The 17,596-nt window shown below is 41.3% G+C and carries 19 protein-coding genes and 1 pseudogene; 4 read left to right on the top strand and 16 right to left on the bottom strand.

Features of this window, described 5'->3' with window-relative positions; all coding sequences use genetic code 11:
* Window positions 1-351 precede the first annotated feature (351 nt).
* Together CZ382_RS16100 and fabZ are read right to left on the bottom strand one after the other, a co-directional pair.
* Complete coding sequence (locus CZ382_RS16100; protein ID WP_088052241.1) at window positions 352-615, bottom strand: hypothetical protein; 264 nt, start codon at window positions 613-615, stop codon at window positions 352-354.
* Window positions 616-625: 10 nt separating this feature from the next.
* Complete coding sequence (gene fabZ / locus CZ382_RS16095; RefSeq protein ID WP_088052240.1) at window positions 626-1,048, bottom strand: 3-hydroxyacyl-ACP dehydratase FabZ; 423 nt, start codon at window positions 1,046-1,048, stop codon at window positions 626-628.
* 82 nt (window positions 1,049-1,130) lie between these two features.
* Between fabZ and CZ382_RS16090 the strand changes: the two genes are divergently transcribed.
* Complete coding sequence (locus tag CZ382_RS16090; protein ID WP_088052239.1) at window positions 1,131-1,349, top strand: lmo0937 family membrane protein; 219 nt, start codon at window positions 1,131-1,133, stop codon at window positions 1,347-1,349.
* Window positions 1,282-1,422: a hypothetical protein gene (locus CZ382_RS23970; RefSeq protein ID WP_200809572.1), complete on the top strand. Its 141-nt coding sequence runs from the start codon at window positions 1,282-1,284 to the stop codon at window positions 1,420-1,422. Before CZ382_RS16090 ends, CZ382_RS23970 begins: the two co-directional genes overlap by 68 nt.
* Here the strand turns inward: CZ382_RS23970 and CZ382_RS24665 are convergent.
* The 7 genes and pseudogenes from CZ382_RS24665 to CZ382_RS23795 form a co-directional block, all read right to left on the bottom strand.
* Complete coding sequence (locus CZ382_RS24665) at window positions 1,406-2,080, bottom strand: DNA-directed RNA polymerase subunit beta (protein WP_327365653.1); 675 nt, start codon at window positions 2,078-2,080, stop codon at window positions 1,406-1,408. The genes CZ382_RS23970 and CZ382_RS24665 overlap by 17 nt on opposite strands.
* Window positions 2,081-2,261: 181 nt before the next feature.
* Window positions 2,262-3,375, bottom strand: a pseudogene (locus CZ382_RS16080) (RNA-guided endonuclease TnpB family protein).
* A 12-nt stretch (window positions 3,376-3,387) separates the two neighbouring features.
* On the bottom strand, window positions 3,388-3,786 hold the full coding sequence (gene tnpA, locus CZ382_RS16075) for an IS200/IS605 family transposase (protein WP_088052238.1): 399 nt from the start codon (window positions 3,784-3,786) through the stop codon (window positions 3,388-3,390).
* A 607-nt stretch (window positions 3,787-4,393) separates the two neighbouring features.
* A complete protein-coding gene (locus CZ382_RS16070; protein ID WP_088052237.1) occupies window positions 4,394-5,221 on the bottom strand; it encodes a flagellar hook-basal body protein in 828 nt (275 codons plus the stop codon).
* A 12-nt stretch (window positions 5,222-5,233) separates the two neighbouring features.
* Window positions 5,234-6,037, bottom strand: coding sequence for a flagellar hook-basal body protein (locus CZ382_RS16065; protein ID WP_088052236.1), 804 nt, complete (start codon window positions 6,035-6,037; stop codon window positions 5,234-5,236).
* A 595-nt stretch (window positions 6,038-6,632) separates the two neighbouring features.
* Entirely contained in the window at window positions 6,633-7,634 is a 1,002-nt protein-coding gene (gene mreB / locus CZ382_RS16060; protein WP_088052235.1) for a rod shape-determining protein, read from the bottom strand.
* Between the two features lie 440 nt (window positions 7,635-8,074).
* The gene (locus CZ382_RS23795) at window positions 8,075-8,242 is read right to left on the bottom strand and encodes a hypothetical protein (protein ID WP_159457813.1); all 168 of its coding nucleotides are present in this window, start codon (window positions 8,240-8,242) and stop codon (window positions 8,075-8,077) included.
* A 165-nt stretch (window positions 8,243-8,407) separates the two neighbouring features.
* Here CZ382_RS23795 and CZ382_RS16055 point away from each other — a divergent pair, with 165 nt between their 5' ends.
* A complete protein-coding gene (locus CZ382_RS16055; RefSeq protein ID WP_088052234.1) occupies window positions 8,408-9,433 on the top strand; it encodes a nuclease-related domain-containing protein in 1,026 nt (341 codons plus the stop codon).
* Between the two features lie 501 nt (window positions 9,434-9,934).
* Here the strand turns inward: CZ382_RS16055 and spoIIID are convergent.
* The 5 genes from spoIIID to spoIID form a co-directional block, all read right to left on the bottom strand.
* Window positions 9,935-10,216 (bottom strand): sporulation transcriptional regulator SpoIIID, encoded by a 282-nt coding sequence (gene spoIIID / locus CZ382_RS16045; protein ID WP_088052232.1) that lies wholly within the window; start codon window positions 10,214-10,216, stop codon window positions 9,935-9,937.
* Between the two features lie 516 nt (window positions 10,217-10,732).
* On the bottom strand, window positions 10,733-10,963 hold the full coding sequence (locus CZ382_RS16040; protein WP_088052231.1) for a hypothetical protein: 231 nt from the start codon (window positions 10,961-10,963) through the stop codon (window positions 10,733-10,735).
* 157 nt (window positions 10,964-11,120) lie between these two features.
* Entirely contained in the window at window positions 11,121-12,155 is a 1,035-nt protein-coding gene (locus tag CZ382_RS16035) for an AimR family lysis-lysogeny pheromone receptor (RefSeq protein ID WP_088052230.1), read from the bottom strand.
* Window positions 12,156-12,446: 291 nt separating this feature from the next.
* A complete protein-coding gene (locus tag CZ382_RS16030) occupies window positions 12,447-13,424 on the bottom strand; it encodes a M23 family metallopeptidase (RefSeq protein WP_088052229.1) in 978 nt (325 codons plus the stop codon).
* Between the two features lie 255 nt (window positions 13,425-13,679).
* Window positions 13,680-14,846 (bottom strand): stage II sporulation protein D, encoded by a 1,167-nt coding sequence (gene spoIID / locus CZ382_RS16025; RefSeq protein ID WP_230856244.1) that lies wholly within the window; start codon window positions 14,844-14,846, stop codon window positions 13,680-13,682.
* Window positions 14,847-15,244: 398 nt separating this feature from the next.
* Here spoIID and CZ382_RS24295 point away from each other — a divergent pair, with 398 nt between their 5' ends.
* Window positions 15,245-15,505: a hypothetical protein gene (locus CZ382_RS24295; RefSeq protein WP_088052228.1), complete on the top strand. Its 261-nt coding sequence runs from the start codon at window positions 15,245-15,247 to the stop codon at window positions 15,503-15,505.
* Here CZ382_RS24295 and CZ382_RS16015 read toward each other — a convergent pair.
* Complete coding sequence (locus CZ382_RS16015; protein WP_088053499.1) at window positions 15,491-16,447, bottom strand: ABC transporter ATP-binding protein; 957 nt, start codon at window positions 16,445-16,447, stop codon at window positions 15,491-15,493. The two genes, CZ382_RS24295 and CZ382_RS16015, sit on opposite strands and share 15 nt — an antisense overlap.
* A gap of 47 nt (window positions 16,448-16,494) precedes the next feature.
* Complete coding sequence (locus CZ382_RS16010; RefSeq protein ID WP_088052227.1) at window positions 16,495-17,448, bottom strand: C40 family peptidase; 954 nt, start codon at window positions 17,446-17,448, stop codon at window positions 16,495-16,497.
* Window positions 17,449-17,596 lie beyond the last annotated feature (148 nt).

The following is a 17,596-nucleotide window of genomic DNA, read 5'->3' as shown; positions in this document are numbered from 1 at the left end:
TAGACGTACTATTTTCCCAGCATCCGGCGTTCCATCTACCGTGATGTACTATGTTGATAAGTTACCTTCAAACAAGAAGGCTACTTGCCCAAATGCTTTTTGCTTGAAAGCTCGCACTGTAGAAAATCCAAAGTTTCCTGGTCCAATTGTTGAACTTAAAGGTTTCAGTAAAGCAGAATAATTATATCAGATGGAATTTAGTAAAAGGATGGAGGCTATCTTCACGGATAGTCATATTTTGCGCAAAAGAAAGGATAAAATGACGCAATATAATTAAAATTGATAGGGGGATGGAATGGGTGTACACGCGGTGTCCGTTGTAATGGTAAATCGTCTGAGCCGAATATCATCTCAGAGGGTGCGAATATCGGCCGGAACACGAACATCAACCAAAAGGGTACGAACATCGGCCGGAACGCGAACATCAACCAAAAGGGTACGAACATCGGCCGGAACGCGAACATCAACGAAAAGGGTACGAACATCGGCAGTAAAGTACACAAAACCAACGAAAAAAGCGACAGCAATACGCCCAAATTCTACGAAAAAGCCGCTATCATTCAGGTGCATGTAATTAGCGTAATAAAATTTAAGTGAGGTGCAAAAACACCCCACTTTTGAAACCTCACTTTATCGCAAACATAATCTCTGCTTCACAGGCGACTTCGCCGTCAACCGTTGCAACACCTTTTCCTTTTCCAATCGGACCTTTCAAACGCAAAATTTCGACCTGCAAATTTAATTGATCACCAGGCTTTACTTGACGTTTAAACCGGCATTTGTCGACACCTGCCAGGAAACCAATCTTCCCTTTATTATCTTCCTTGCCTAACATGGTGATAGCGCCGACCTGTGCAAGTGCCTCGATAATCAGTACACCCGGCATGACTGGATAATCAGGAAAATGCCCTTGAAAAAAAGGTTCATTAATGGATACATTCTTGATTCCGGAAACACGCTTTCCTTCCTCCACCTCGGTAATTTTGTCCACCAATAAAAATGGGTAGCGGTGCGGAATAATATCTTTTATTTGCTGCATGTCCATGATAAACTCGCTCCTTTTTCTTTATGTACTTTTCCCATTATAACAAAAGAATTGGTTAAATCGACGAAAAAAAGGGTAGTGAACGATGTCGACATTCATTGCCCTTAAGAATACGGAGTTAAAAGATGGACAAATTAAACGACAAGGAGTGAGTTTGATGCTGTGGACAATATTCATTATTCTGCTTGTCTTGTGGATACTTGGCTTGGTTTTTAAAATAGCTGGAGGCCTTATACATGTATTACTTGTTATTGCCATTATTGTATTGGTCATACGATTATTCACAGGCAACCGCAAATCATAGCGGGGTTTTTCCAAGATATAAAACAAGCATGGCTGCACTAACTGCAGCCATGCTGTTTATTTTTCCTTCTTAACGATATCAATAATATGCTGCCACGTACTTTTTTGCAATGCGTCTGTTGGGTTACCATCGCCAATCACACCGAAACCAACCATTAATCCGACGATAAGAGCTACCACACAAAGAATCAGAATGACAATAAGCCGCAGCCAGATTGGGAAAACACGTCGTCTAGGTCTTTTATTTTTTTCTTTTTTCTGCAGTTGCTTCTGTTGTTTACGGGTTTTCACCTCGACGGTTTTCTCTGCCGCCGGATCGACCCGCTTTTGTTTTGACCATTTCTTCGTTTCTTTTTCCGTTTGCCTTGCCCGCTTCTTGACTAAAACACTACCCTGCTGATCAGATTGCTCTTTTTTTACTACTTTGACTTGCTTTCGCTTCTCTTGATTACGCTTAAGCTCTTGCCGGATTTCTTCTAGCTTATCTTTAAGTGTTGCTATAAACCTTTTCCATAAATGCTGCAATCTACGTATCAGGGGCTTTACTTTTTCAACGAACTGCTTCAATAACGCACGTAGTTTTGCAAGCAGGACTTTAAGTTTTTCTGAAAGGCGTTTCAGCAAAGCTTGCAACCGCCTCAGCAATCTTTTTCCCTTTCGAAGCATATCTTTTAGAAGTCGATTTTTAGGCTGTTCCTCATTAACAGGCTTTTTCGATTGGTTAGTGGACATGGCGCGGTTCTCCTTACTTCCTTACGTTCATGATGATCCATTCTCGGAAAGCAGTGAACTACCCACCACTTACCATTCTTACGGGTTGGTTGAAGTGGGGGCTTCTTGGGTAGTCGCCACTTTTACTAGCTGACGAAATTGACCAAGCTAACCCTCTCGTTCCAAGAGTTTATCTATGTTTTTAGACAATCGCTAGTAAGCGCATGCCTTCTTTTTTGATATTGAGTGCGGAATTATAATCCCTATCGATATGTAGTCCACAAGCACATTGATAAGTACGTTCTGATAGCTTTACTTCTCTAACCGAACCACAACTTGAACAAGTCTTTGTGGAAGGAAACCATTTTTCTATTTTGATAAGTAGCTTTCCTTGTTCTTTCAGTTTGTACTGCAGGAAAGAGGTGAACATTCCCCAACCATTGTCAGCTACACTTTTTCCGAATTTTAGTGCCTGCGACATCCCTTTCATATCCAAATCTTCGATGATGACGGCATCATAGTTGGTAACTAGTTCTTTTGATTTATGATGAAGGAAATTTTTGCGCTGATTCGCTACCTTTTCTTGGATTTTAGCGACTCGAATACGTTGCTTGTTCCAATTTGAAGAACCTTTCTTTTTACGAGAGAGTTTTCGTTGTTCAGTACCTAATTTCTCCAGCATTTGCCGATAGAAACGTGGGTAATTGGCTTTCTCACCCATTTCACTATCCACAAACAACCCATCCATAGCAAAATCCAAACCAACAACGTTTTCAATATCCTTATGCCTAATCTCCTTTTCGTATTCAGTAAGAATGGAGATATAGTATTTTCTGGATGAAGTCATCGAAATCGTACAAGACTTAATCGTATGGTCTGATGGAATGATTCGATGTTGTTTCACTTTCACTATTTTTAATTTAGGTAACTTGATTTGACCATCTAACAACTCAATATTTCCGTTCACAACATTCGTCGTATAACTTTGTCTATGCCGTTTACTCTTGAATTTCGGGAACTTAGCATTACCTTCGAAAAAAGCTTTATATGCCTTGTCTAAATTTAATTGTGCATTCGCCAAGGCTAAAGAATCTACCTCATTTAGCCTCAAATTCATGTTTGTATTTTGCAGGAGTAGGATGTTTTATCTGCTTCAACGCTTCTTTATCATCTTGGAACGTTTCATAGGTTTCTTTCCGTTCTGCTAACATTTTGTTGTAGACAAAGCGAACACAACCGAATGTTTTGCGTATGAACAAAGCTTGTTCTTCTGTCGGGTACAATCGAAACTTGTAGGCTTTATTTTGTTTTTTCATACCAAAACCACCTCATTTCATCCCTTGATTCTGGATATACTTTTTTATCACCTCGGTTGGAGAACCACCAGTGGTCAACAAACAATAGCTTCTTGACCAAAACATTTCTTTCCACAGCTTTTTTCGAACATGAGGAAAATCCTTTTTGATGAGTCTTGAACTCGCACTTTTATAAGCATTGATAAACTTGGATAACTCACTATTAGGGTGGGCTTTGAACAAAATGTGAATATGATCTATATCGTGGTTCCACTCCATCAAGGTAATATTGTATTTTTCACCCAACGATACAAATTTTTCTTTTGCATAATCAGAAATACTATTGTCTATAACTTTTCTTCTGTGTTTTATTACTAAAACAAGATGGTAGTACATCGAGAACACTGAGTGATTATTACTATCCAAATTCATCTTTATATCAATCCCTTATCCTTATAATACCGATTATAGCAAGATAAAGAAAAGAGTAAAAGAAAAAAGCCTTTGAGCTACCGCCCAACTGAAATTCATCTCCCCCTTATCGTGTACTTCACCCTTCACGTTTGAAGAGGGAGACTTCTTTCGGAAAGCATTAAATCCTATGAAAGCTTTATCTGGTAATCTAATAATCTTATACATTCATAAAACTACTATAGTGATTTTTATGCCATTCGTCAATAAGGTGAAATGGCAGGGATGGTTCCGCCAAACTTCATTCAGTGGGGGGAAACGTACAGGATGCGCTGTTGCAGGTGGTTTCCACAGGACTTGTATAGATGCCTTCCTTCATCCCCCTTGAAAGTTGGTGGAACGGGGCTGTTTACCCCACTTATTCTTCTCTAAAGATTGAAGTGGGGGGTTTCCTTCCTTGCACACTGCGCTAAAGGAACAAAGGCTACATTCTCAGGCGTCCTGTTGCAACGCCTTTGTGACCTGCATCGCGCAGGCCCACAAACGAATCAGGAATTAACGGGCTGTAATACCCCACCTTTACACTATAGAGGGAGAGGTATTACAGCCCGTTAATGCGTGATAAACACTAACGAAGCTGATTGATAAGACCCGACATTTGATCACTCATCGAAATTGTCCGTGCATTGAATTGGTATGATCGCTGCGCCATGATCAAATCACTCATCTGTTTTTCCATGTCAACGTTCGATTGTTCGAGGGCACCAGTTTTTAACACATCAGCGTCTGGATTGACCGCCTGCATAACATCGACGTATTGAATGTTTAATGCATCCAGATCAGGAAGACGATAAGTGTTTTGTCCTGTGGCTTCCAAAAGTCTCGGACGTACTGATTCCACAATTGAAAGCCTGCCAACTGCTTCCGTTTGATTTCCCCGTTTGACAACAATCTGTCCGTCCGATTGGATTGCAATTTCATCAAATCCATCCGCAAAAGTTATCGGGCCATTCTCTCCAAGAACAGGCTGGCCGTCAGTGGTCGTCAGCATTACCTGATTATTATTAACAGGACTTAGGTAAAACGACCCATCCCTTGTGTAACGTGTTTCGGCAACACCATTTTCCGTCACTTGAATTTGGAAAAACTGATTGTCTTTTAATAAGGCAACGTCTAATCCCCGTCCGGTTTCCTTTAATGCACCGGGTGTTAACTTAATATTCGTGTGACCTAATATGGCTCCAGACCCGACACGAACACCATCAGGGGTAAGCCGGCCTTCTGCATTAGCGGGATCTGTCAGGTTGTCGATCTGCTGAAATAATAGGGATGAAAAATCTGCCTGGCGACTTTTATAACCGGTTGTTTGACTGTTCGCCAAGTTATGTCCAATTAAATCAAGTTTGTTCTGCAGCTGATTCATCGTCACTGCAGCTTGGATCATTGTTCGTGACATCCAATTCCTCTCCTAACCGAGCCGGCCGATCTCGTTAACGGCTTTGCTCATACTTTCATCATATGCTTTTAATACACGCTGATTTGTTTCAAACGAACGGTAGGATTGCATCATTTGTGTCATCGCCTGCAATGCGTCCACATTGGAGCGTTCCAAAAATCCTTGTTTCACATTGAAAGTGGCACCGGCGGGGACTGCACCAGCCTCACCATTAAACAAGCCATTGCCCTCTTTTTCAAGCTCATCGGCGTTTGCAGCATATGCAATGCCAAGTGGGGCTGTCTGTCCACCTATTTGAATCACGCCATTATCGGTAACATCAAAGTCCATTCCATTTGTTTGAATCGGATTACCTGCCTGGTCTAACACGTAATATCCTTGATTCGTCACTAAAAAACCTTGTCCATCAACTGTAAAATTGCCATTTCTTGTATAGCGCTGCTCCCCTGCTTCATTTTGTACGGTAAAAAATAATGAGCCCGTCTCATCCGGCAGTTCGCCATTAATTAATGCGACGTCGGTTGAAATGCCTGTTTCCCTGATATCACCTTGGGCATAATTCGGTACTGTTTCCTGAACGTAAACCCCTGTGTTCAGGCTGCCAAGCGGATTTTGGGTTGGCAAATTCAGTCCCTTCGTTGTCGGAATCGATTTTGCCCCCATCTGCTGTATTAATAATTCTGGGAATGCACGTAATGTTGGCTGATCCGCTTTATAGCCAGGAGTATTCGCATTGGCAATATTATTGGATAAGGCTTCCTGCCGCCTTTGTTGGGCAATCATTCCGCTGGCTGCTGTGTAAAATCCTCTAAGCACAATACTCAGATCCCCTTTATGTAAGGAATTTTTTAAAGATAAGGAAGTATATAAATTTAGGCTCTATTCTGCTCTCGGCAGAGTAAGCCACGTCCAGTTCCAGCGCCTATTGTGCAACACCCGCCTCCGTACGATAAGTCGGGCCTACAGGATGTAGGTCAGTTCGACGAAGACATGCGGACGTGGCGTTCTTAGTCGAACATCCCCTCGTTCGGGTAGGAAGGATCCGCCGACTAAAAACGGGCTTTGCGCCCAACTCACGTCTACCCCTTTTTTAGGGGCATGGTTCCTTTATCTCCGGCGGTTGTTTGTTCGGTTAAAACCGCTGCTCCAGGCAGCAACACCGAACCACCCTGCTTGGCAGGGCGAGAGCACTCTAGCCGATAAACGGGCGCTTCCGCTTTTGTTCAACGTTTGATACAATTGAAAATCGGGCATTAGTGTATGATAAAGTAATGAGGCAACAGGAAATTTTCTGTATGAAAGTCCCCTTTCCAATCAGGAATACCTCGATAATTGCTGTTTACAGCGTGATGTTTCATACGAGATGTGATACTTGTCCGATTGACTTAACCTAGATGTGTCCAGTTTACCATTAAACAATTTTTCTCCGTTCAATTTTATCAATATTCTCCAACATAATACCCGTTCCCTTGGCAACACAATTCATCGGTTCTTCTGACATAAAGACAGGAACCTTCAATTCCTCTGCTAGCAGTTGATCAATACCATGAATCAATGCGCCTCCACCTGTAAGAATGACGCCGCGATCGATAATGTCAGCGGATAATTCTGGCGGTGTGTGCTCCAATACTGATTTGGCCGCTTGTGTAATTAATGCCACCGATTCGCTCAGTGCCTCCTCAATTTCATGAGAGTAGACGGTAATTGTGCGCGGCAAGCCGGATACCATGTCACGTCCGCGAATATCCATTTCCTCTTTACGCGAATTTTTGAAAACCGTTGCAACGTTAATTTTTATATCCTCTGCAGTACGTTCCCCAATTAGCAGTTTATACTTTTTCTTTATGTATTGAAGAATCTCTCCGTCAAATTTGTCGCCAGCCATTTTAATCGACTGTGCGGTTACAATATCACCCATCGACAATACGGCTACATCTGTTGTACCGCCGCCAATATCAACGACCATATTTCCGCTCGGCTGGAAAATTTCCATCCCTGCTCCAATTGCTGCTACTTTCGGTTCCTCTTCCAAATATACTTTCTTGCCGCCGGATTTCTCAGCCGCTTCCTTAATTGCCTTTTGCTCCACTTTCGTAATGTTCGTTGGGCAGCAAATCAACATCCGTGGTTTCGACAAAAACCCCTTTACATTAATTTTATTTATAAAATGTTTTAACATTGCTTCTGTCACATCAAAGTCCGCTATAACTCCATCTTTCAATGGACGGATGGCTTCAATATTTCCTGGTGTACGCCCAACCATTCGCCGCGCTGCCTCGCCAACCTCAAGCACTCTGCCTGTGGTACGATCCATCGCAACGACTGACGGCTCATTCAAAACAATTCCTTTTCCCTTTAAGTGAATTAATACATTGGCGGTTCCAAGGTCAATTCCAATATCCCTAGAAAACATGAATCAAGATCCTCCTTGCTACATTTACTCATCGCGCATCTGTCAGAGGACATAATGCTACTAATATAATATTTTACCACAAAGTTCAACAATTAACTGCATATATTGGAAAAAAGTTTAGGGATTTTTTCGTGTGTCATTAGACCGTCTCCAGTTTCCAGCGTAGATCAGGGACAATGCATTTCCCTTGGGTAATGTGTTCCTTGTACGGGTTGATGCTCTCGCATTCGAGTTGATGTTTTTGCTCTCGCGTTGATGTTTCTGTTCTCCGGTCGATGTTTCCGCTCTCCCGCTGATGTTCCTGCTCTCCGGTTGATGTTACTCGCTCTCCTGCTGATGTTCCTGTTCTACGGTCGATGTTTTCGCTCTCCCGCCGATGTTCCTGCCCTCTCGCTGATGTTCCTCGCTCTCCGGGCGATGTTCCTGTTCTCCGGTTGATGTTACTCGCTTTCCTGCTGATGTTCCTGTTCTCCGGTTGATGTTTTCGCTCTCCCGCCGATGTTCCTGCCCTCTCGCTGATGTTTCTCGCGCTCCGGGCGATGTTCCTGCTCTACCGCTGATGTCCCTGCTCTCCGGGGGGATGTTCTCGCTTTCCCGCTGATGTTCATGATCTCCAGGGGATGTTCCTGCCCTCCAGCTGATGTTATTGATCGTCAGGTGGGTTTTCTCAAAACTACTTTAAAACATTCACATAAAATTCATAATTTAATTGCAGGACTTTCTCACTTTTTGTCGAATTAATAAATGTACTATTGAAAAGGAGGAGATTTTTATTGTTTTTAAATGAGAGAAAAAAACCTTACGTTATTTTGTGCTACGAGGCTTTGTTTAGAAATTTGAAAGAAACATACAGGAGGAACCATAAACTTATTGAGGATTACAAACGTTTTAACGCTGGTTATTATGGTGAAAAAGATGTAGATTATAACTTATCCCTTTATCCTCACAAAAACTTCTTTATTTTACATGACATCCGCTTGAAAATCTTCAACAAACACTTTCAAATTGATACACTAATTATTTCTAAAAATTTCATATGTATTCTAGAAATCAAAAACCTGGCTGGAGAAATAGAGTATGATCAAGAGCTGCATCAATTAATACAGAAAAAAGGAGACAAAGTAATTGCAATTAAGGATCCAATACTTCAAGCCGAGTCGCAAAGAATGCAATTAAACACCTGGCTGCAGCGATTTAATTTAACGGTGCCAATCGAAACATTGGTGGTAAGTAGTAATCCATCAACCATTCTAAGAATAAAGCAGAATGATCCGGATATTTATAGAAAAATAATTAGAACAGAAAGTCTGTACTTGCATCTAAATGAACTGGTTAAAAAGTATCCCGAAAATGTATTAAACAAAGCCCAGATGAAAATGATTAGTGAAATTATATTAAATGAAAATTCCCCAAAACACCCAGATTTAATTAGTAAATACAACGTTCAGGAGCAGCATCTTATAAAAGGAATTCCCTGCCCCGCTTGTGGACATATTCCCATGAACCTCCTTTATAAAAAATGGGCATGCCCTTCATGCACTACACCGGGGTATAAACTACATGAACGTTATATACTTGATTACTTTCTTCTTTACAACAATACAATCACAAATAAACAATGCAGGGAGTTACTGCGAATAAATTCACCAAAAAGCTCCTATACAATATTAAACTCTATGAATTTACAATATATCGGAAAAAATAGCGCTAGAAAATACCTTTCACCAAATGTAAATGACTTTCCGCAGAATTCCGATTTCCCGGGTAAATATAAATCTGTATTCGATATTTTTGACTAACTAAAAACACAATGTTAATTCTACCTGAAGTTGTATTTCACCTTGGAATTCTTGTTCACATATTTGGATTGATGTTTCTGCTCTGCCTCGCGTCGATATTCTTGCCCTGGCAGTTGAGTAACAGTATCCGGTTGATATTCCTGAGATATTCTGGCTCTTGGGCTGATGTTCCTCGCTCTCCGGGGGATATTCCTGCCCTCCCGCCGATGTTTCTGTTCTCCGGCGAATGTTCCCGCTCTACCGCCGATGTTCCTCGCCCCCCAGTTGATGTTCCTGCTCCCCGGGTGATGCCCCATTTTTGGGATTGAGCAATTGCTTATGACGCGATACCCGTAGTTCATGGATTGATACCTTTGTTAAAAAAATGGCTGCTATCGCCTGCTTTGGAACAAAACACGGAAGACCCCAGACATATCGGCTGGAGTCTTCGGCAAATTAAAAAGCTAATGTACTGTTAGGTTTTACCTGCTGCCAACCACCTCCTTTAATTTCTCGTGCTGTTTATCCTACCGGTTCAATGGTTGTTGCTTTTTCTGGTTCGATCTTGTATTTTTTTCTGGTTGCTTCGCCTCCGCGGAGATGGCGGATGGATTTGTGGTATTCCAGGATATCTTTTACTTGGTTTGCCAGTTCTGGGTTTATTTCTGGTAGACGCTCTGTTAAATCTTTGTGGACAGTACTTTTGGACACACCAAATTCCTTTGCTATCATTCGGACGGTTTTCCTCGTCTCAACGACATGTTTCCCTATCCTGATAGTCCTTTCCTTGATGTAATCGTGCACACCGTTCGCCTCCCTAAGTTGTCTGTTTCCGAGGTGTGTACCTGAGACAAGGTGATCAAGAATTATTACGACTTCATTATCAGCTGGAAATGTATTATTGTGCAGCGATGTCTTGTATCGTTTTTAATTTTCAAAAAACAGGGCATAAAAATACCCCTCAATGTCGATTTTTTAGTCTAATCGGTAATATATATGTGAAGACGATCAAAGTTATAAAAAAAATGTATGTATTGGATGGTTAACAAAAAGGCTTGACATGCTACACAAGCTCTCACCTCAGACCATGAATTGATTGCTTGGTTTGTAACATTTTATTACTAAATTTCGTGGATTATGATTAAAATTACGCGATTGAAGAAGGAGACAAGCAGTTATTTTTAGAAGGAGTGAATTACAGTGCTAATGTTAAAATAAAAAAACGGAAGATGTCATTGCTACAGTTGCAACTGCGTGGAAAACACTGTAATTCACCAAAACTTTGGAGAATGGTCCCATATCAAAACATCCTAACAACAATTAAAAAATGTCGCCATATCCTGGATCATTGAATATGTCACCATATCCTGGATCACTGAAAATATCGCCGTATCCTGGGTCCTTAAATATGTCACCATATCCCGGGTCACTGAATATATCGCCATATCCCGGATCAACCGAATAAGCAGACCCTGAATTAACCATGCCAGTTGCAAATGTGATTCCTAATAACATCGCAGCTGCAAGAACCAATGCGCGTGCCTTCTTCATGTATATCCCTCCCTTCCCTGTTTTAAGTTGGCTAAAGATAAAGATGAAAAGAAATCCCATCATGGTGTGTTGTTCTCTTTGCTGGTTTTTTATAATAAAAGCAGGGTATTTTTTTTGAGCAACCCCACTTCTACCCACGTTGTTAGTGCTGTTTTGCTCAATCCATATTTGCCAAGACACTTAGTGGTAATTTGCTGAAGAAATAATCACTTCTCTTCTCAATAAAATAATTATAGGATCGGAGAAGTATATTTTTGTCTCGTTTGGCGATGCCAAGGTAATACATTTTAAAAGGGCTGTCGATTTTCAGCTGATTCAGAAGTTCAATCCCTTTTGCATGATTCCCTTTTGCTATTTCCAAATGAGCTTGTTCACTTTTATCATCTGTTGTAATGCCTTCGAATTTTTTAAAATGGGCTGATAAAAAAGGTATGTTTTGTTGGTTAATTATGTTAATGCCATCTTGATAATTTAGTTTTTTGGCAAGCCTCAACGCTTCATTCAGATGATACATCCCTTGAAAATAAGTATCAAACGTATAAGTCAACCCCAGATTAATATGCATGTTTACCGCCGTTCTATTGTTTGTTGTTTCATTAAGTACACGGAAAGCATATTTTCTGGCAACAATCAGTTCATTTCTTGTCCAATAATAGATAAACAGGGTTTGATAAAGTCTTGAATTAAAAAAAGATAATAGTAGTGTGTCATCTACCTCATCGAATAAAGAGGTTTGTTTATCAAGGAAATTGCCAATTTTACCGAATTCTCTCAAGTCAAAGTGAATAGATATTTTAAGAAATTCAATCACACAGCGCAGTTCAGGATCATCTGTATGACAAAATTCCAATTGTCTTAATAATTTACGAGGATAGGCACGGAATTCTGCTCTGTCAACAACAAGTTGATAGACTTCAGCCCATTCTCTGTTTGATTTACTTTCTGATTCTCTATTCTTGTTAATAAGTAGTTGCAAGTCATGCAAATAGCCATTAGTAAATAAAAATTCCATTCCCTTTTTATTTATGTCATCTGAGGTCGACTGGAGACAAAGTTTTCGTGTCAGTTGTAAAACAGTTTCGTTATCGTATTCCTGTTGCAACATTGGGATTATTTGTTCCAATGTCTGTTTGTCATCAGAGGAAATGGGATTTAAAGAATTAGCTGTTATGTCAGCCTTGGGATACTTCACGTTGCTTCTCCTTTCTAATAAACTCAGGCCTTTACGTATATGAACTCAAGTTTCAAGTATATTAGATGGCTATTCCGACACATTCTGACAAACTCTAACAATAACCAACGATTACTATTATAATAACACATTTTTAGCAGAAAAAAAGCGGAATCGTTCGACAATTTTCGACTCTCGCCTGGAATAGATTCCATGAGCCTTGTCTCAGCAAGATGATAGCCGCATCCACAAAAAAATAACCCTAGCAAATTATACTAGGGTAAATCTAACAATTTATATACCTATATGAAATTAGGCATTTGCTGATGCTTTGGATGAATCGGAGGTTGCTCCGGCAGAATTTCCATCCGTTGCATCTGTTTCTTTGTCTTGACCTTGATCTGGATTCTGATCACTGTTGCCCTGATCCGCATCCGGTGTTTCACTTTCATCATTTGTACCAGATTGATCATCAGAATTTGCATCATCTGCATCGCTGGAATTATCAGTACCATTGGATTCATCGGTTTGGTTGGAATCCTCCGTTGCTCCAGATTCCTCTGCCTGATCAGACTCATCCGTGTTCGAATCCTCTTTTACTGCACTGTCCAGTTTGCTTACAGGCTGGTTAAAAAATTCCTCCGGATTGACAGCTTTTCCATCTTTTCTTAATTCAAAATGGACGTGTACACCTTTGTCTTTACCAAATAAGTTTTTACCGCCTGTCCCAATAACGTCGCCTTGCTTCACCTTATCTCCGGCTTTGACATCAACTTTTCCAAGACTTGCATAGTACGTTGTCACATCGTTCTCGTGTGATAGCTCAACAACATTGCCTAAAAGCGGATCTTCCTTTACTTCTGTGACAGTTCCACTTAACGCAGCTGTAACATTAAATTTTTCAACTTCTGGAGATGCAATGTCGATACCAGTACTTTGATAGTATCGGTTGTTGTAATGGACAAGGGCACTTTCCTGATCCTTTTGGTCTGCGTTGTAATCAAAAAATTTAGTTACAATTTCTGCTTGATCTGCTTTTTCGACAGGCATTTTAACAGCTTCCTGCTGCTCGGTTACAGTTTGCGCTTCATCATCGTACGGACTTTTCGCGTAGTCATCTGAAACGCCTTGGTCTTTCGGCTCCTGTACTTGATTATCCAGATTTTGGTACCATACGACCACTGACAATAACAGGGCGGCAATTACCAGGTATAACGCTGGGAAAAACCACTTCTTGCGAAAAATGCGGCTCCATTTATTTTTTGGAGTACCATTGTTTTCTTCTTTCATTTGATCATCACCTCAACAACCATTCTGATCAGAAAAAAGAAAAACTATACATTTTATAAAAAAAATTTCTCGATTTTGTGTATTTTTTACAGCATGTGGGGGAAAGTAAGGATTTTATACAGGTACAGGATTTCGTTTAGGAGAATAGTATTTTTTCCAGGAAAGCACACTTCCATATAAAATAGAGGGTGCAGTCCTGGTCAGGAAAACGTTAATTGTCCATAACCGATCATGCTGCCCTCCAACTATATATCATTATTTTGCTACAAGTGTTGGTGCTGTCTCTGCAACTTCACTTATTTTAACTCCCTGATAATAGTACTTTACAATGTCTTGATAACTTTTTCCATTTTTGGCCATTCCATTTGCCCCATACTGGCTCATGCCGATTCCATGGCCAAATCCTTTTGTTGTAAATATGAGATGACCGTTTTTTTGCTCAATGTCAAAATCACTGGATCTCAATTTGAATTTTTCACGAATTTCTCTTCCTGAAAACTCCTTCCCAGCAACTGTCAGCTTGCTGACCCGGTTGCTGTCTGTTCGGGCTATATCAACCTGAATCTGATCCCCCAGATCAACCCCAAGTGCTTGTTCTGCATCCTCGATTGAGACAACCGTTTGGTCTAAAAACTTCGGCGAATTTTTGTCCCATGGGCTTTTGACACTGCGTAAATAGGGAAGTTTATTTTCCCAATAATCCTCAGAGTTCTCTGTATACCCATTGCTTGTCGAAAAGAACGCCGGGAATATTGGAGCGTTATCGTACGTCAATATTTCCCCTTTTGTCGAGGCAACCGCCTTATTTATCTTTTGCATATTCTTATTGTAGTCTTTCCCCCATTTTTTGCGCAGTTCTGCTTCATTGCTGTATACCTGATTTGCCGTAGTGTCGGTCACTGCCGGTTTATCCTCCTGATCCTGGTTTAATAGCAAATCCACTATATATGTCCTTGCTGCAAGTGCTTGAGCCTTTAATGCCTCCAATTCAAATTCACTTGGCATTTCGGAGGCCACAACCCGGGATACATATGTTTCCAATGGCACATTTTCGACTTTGTCACTGCTTGCCCGCATGACTTCTACCGAGAAAGGAGAATCACCTGCACTTAGTTCAACGGTCTCCTCGGGCTCTTGACCGGCATTCACTGTCATTTGCTTATCATTCTTGCTCCCATCTGGCATAACAATTAATGTAGGAATGATCAACATAATGATGCTTAAACTGGCCACAAATAATATACCCGGTAATTTCCATGTAGATGATGTTCCCGTTAGCTGCTTATATTTTTTTTGATTGAGCTTCCCCGGTAATTCCCCCTTTTTTACAGGCATAAGGGAAGTGCTTTTTCGATTGAAGGTGGATTTTTTCTTCTTTTTCCACGCTTTAGGCATTTTGTAGTTGTAGTTGCGATTTTTCATCTGCCGCCTCCTCGTAAGAAATTTGTATGCTGGTTCGAATGTTGCTATTCCTGATACTCGGGTTCATCCAACAACGTATTAAGAAGCTTCTAATGGATGTTCAAAGAATCGCTGATTGGCTCTTGAAAGACGCGGCTTCCCAGCTTCCGGCACCGGGCTAACAGGGGTGCTGACTTCTACGTTAGCGATTTTCATGGGTAGTTTTAGCAGAAGAGACCCTGCTGCCGACTCTGGAGTGCGCCGCTTATCATTTGGTGACCTTTGAACATCCTCTTCTAGCATCCCTACTATTAAACTTATACAAACCCAGAAAACAATAGAACCAGAAAAACAGGAATTATGTTTGGAAATAGACAAGCTATTCTGGGTAGAGCAATTGTACAGGATTGGTAGTTTTGATGATGATTTGTAGGATAAACACTGCACCGGACTATACTGCGTGGTTCCATGCCACGTTGGGTTCTTTTCTCGTTAGTGTTAAGTGGCTTTTTGTTGATGATGGCCTCTTTTCCGTTGATGTTGAGCGGTTTACTGACGATGTTGACTCCTTTTCTGTTGATGTTGCCCGGTTTACTGACGATGTTTTCGTTAAACACTTCTTAAAAAACAAACCTTCCGCCAGTCTCCGGGCGAAAGGGTCTTATTTAAACTGTGCTTAACCGTTTTAGCGGCGTTTTATCTTCCACTGTATCATCATATAAATGACAAGCTACATAATGACTTTGCTCAACTTCCTGCCACGCTGGTTTTTTGATTGAACAAATTTCCATGGCCATGGGGCAGCGGGTACGGAAGACACAGCCGCTTGGCGGGTTAATTGGACTTGGTAATTCACCTTCCAGAATGATTCGTTCACGGCTTTCCTCAATATCCGGATCTGGAATCGGAATGGCTGATAATAATGCCTGCGTATAGGGATGCAGTGGGGTATCATAAAGTGCTTCACTTGCAGTTAATTCAACCATATTGCCTAAATACATCACAGCAATTCTGTCGGAAATTTGTTTGACCATCGATAAATCATGGGCAATAAATAGAAATGTCAACCCCTTATCCATTTGCAAGTCTTTCAGTAAATTAACAACCTGTGCCTGGACCGAGACATCAAGCGCAGAAATTGGCTCATCAGCTATGATAAAATCCGGATTTAATGCGAGCGCACGGGCAATTCCAATACGCTGACGCTGCCCGCCGCTGAATTCATGCGGGTAACGGTTGGCATGATCACGATTTAAACCAACTTCCTCCAAAAGCTCATAAACACGGGCAACCTGCTCTTGTTTATTGGAAAATAACCGGTGAACCTCCATCGGCTCAGCGATCACTTCCCTTACCGTGGAACGGGGATTCAGCGATGCGTACGGATCTTGAAAAATCATTTGCATGCTGCGGTAAAAACTAAATTTTTCCTTTTCATCAAGCGCATGCACATTTTTCCCAGCAAAAATGACATCACCAGCTGTCTTATCATACAGGCCCATGATCGTTCGGCCGATCGTTGATTTACCACAGCCCGACTCACCGACAAGGCCAAATGTTTCTCCCTTTTTAACATAAAAGCTGACATCCTCAACCGCTTTTAAAACTTGGCCTTTTCCCATTTGAAAATATTTTTTCAGGTTGTTAACCTGCAAAATTTTATCCTCATTCACTTCAATTCCTCCCTGTGCCAGTACCTCGTTGCCGCACAAAGTTCCCGTTCATATACGGTTCCTTCAAGGGCAATTATTTCAATTCGTTTCCCCGTTTTCGGTGAATGAAGCATTTTTCCGTCACCGTAATAGATACCGACATGATGAAGGGCCCCCTTCCCTTCCTCATACGCGAAGAAAATCAAATCTCCTGGCAATAGTTGATCATATGAAACTTTTTCCCCGTTTTTTGCCTGATCACCTGCATCACGCGGTATTAGGTAGCCATTCGCTTTGTGCATGGCATAACTGAAACCCGAGCAATCGTAGCCGAACGAACTCATGCCGCCCCAAAAATATTCCAGTCCGAGAAATTGCTCGCCAGCCTGGACAACCTGGCCTCCATCCTGTTTTTTCAGTCCAGTAGCCGCCCGAAAAACTGTAACTGCTCCTTTTTTTATAAATAAAGGCCCGTGGGGTGTCATCACTTCAACTCGATCGGGGTGTTCCTTTATTAATGGAAGTTGGGTTTGATAACTTATTTTCAAAAAATGCTCCCCAGACTCGGTTTCAAGCCAAGCAAATTTTTCTGTAACGGCAGCCGTTTTGCTGCAACGCCAATCACGTTTTGCCACTTTTTTCAGCTGTTTGGCTGGTACCCAGCCCGGATAACCGCGGTCGTCCTTATGTGAGGGCTGGCTTGGGATAATGACATGCGCCCAATCATCCTGAACTTCGCTGATAAGCACCATTTCTCCATATAATAGTTGTGTTTGCACACGGTTTTCATCACACAAAGCAACACGCTGCTCAAAGGTTAATGACTCGATCCATTTATCCATGTTTGTTGGATTACTCGTTCCAAATCTGTCCATTTCCCTGGCCGACTCCGGATTTGTCCAAACGGTGGCAACCTGTACTGACGCAACCCATAGTGTTTCGGGAAATTGTTCAAACGTTTGATTAACCATCCTTTCGTGCTCCTTTCCTGTCAAATTACTTGTTGAGGACATGTTTAAGGTATACGCCCATGTTTAATAGGGCTGGAATTATTCTTTTTAGTATGTTGCATTCTTTAGGTCAAAAGAGATTCCGTATTATCCAACGAACAGCTCCCCA

The organism is Virgibacillus dakarensis (genome assembly GCF_900155625.1).
GTDB lineage: Bacteria > Bacillota > Bacilli > Bacillales > Amphibacillaceae > Lentibacillus_C > Lentibacillus_C populi.
Note: the sequence above shows the minus strand (reverse complement) of the source record. Positions and strands in the feature narration are given on the sequence as shown.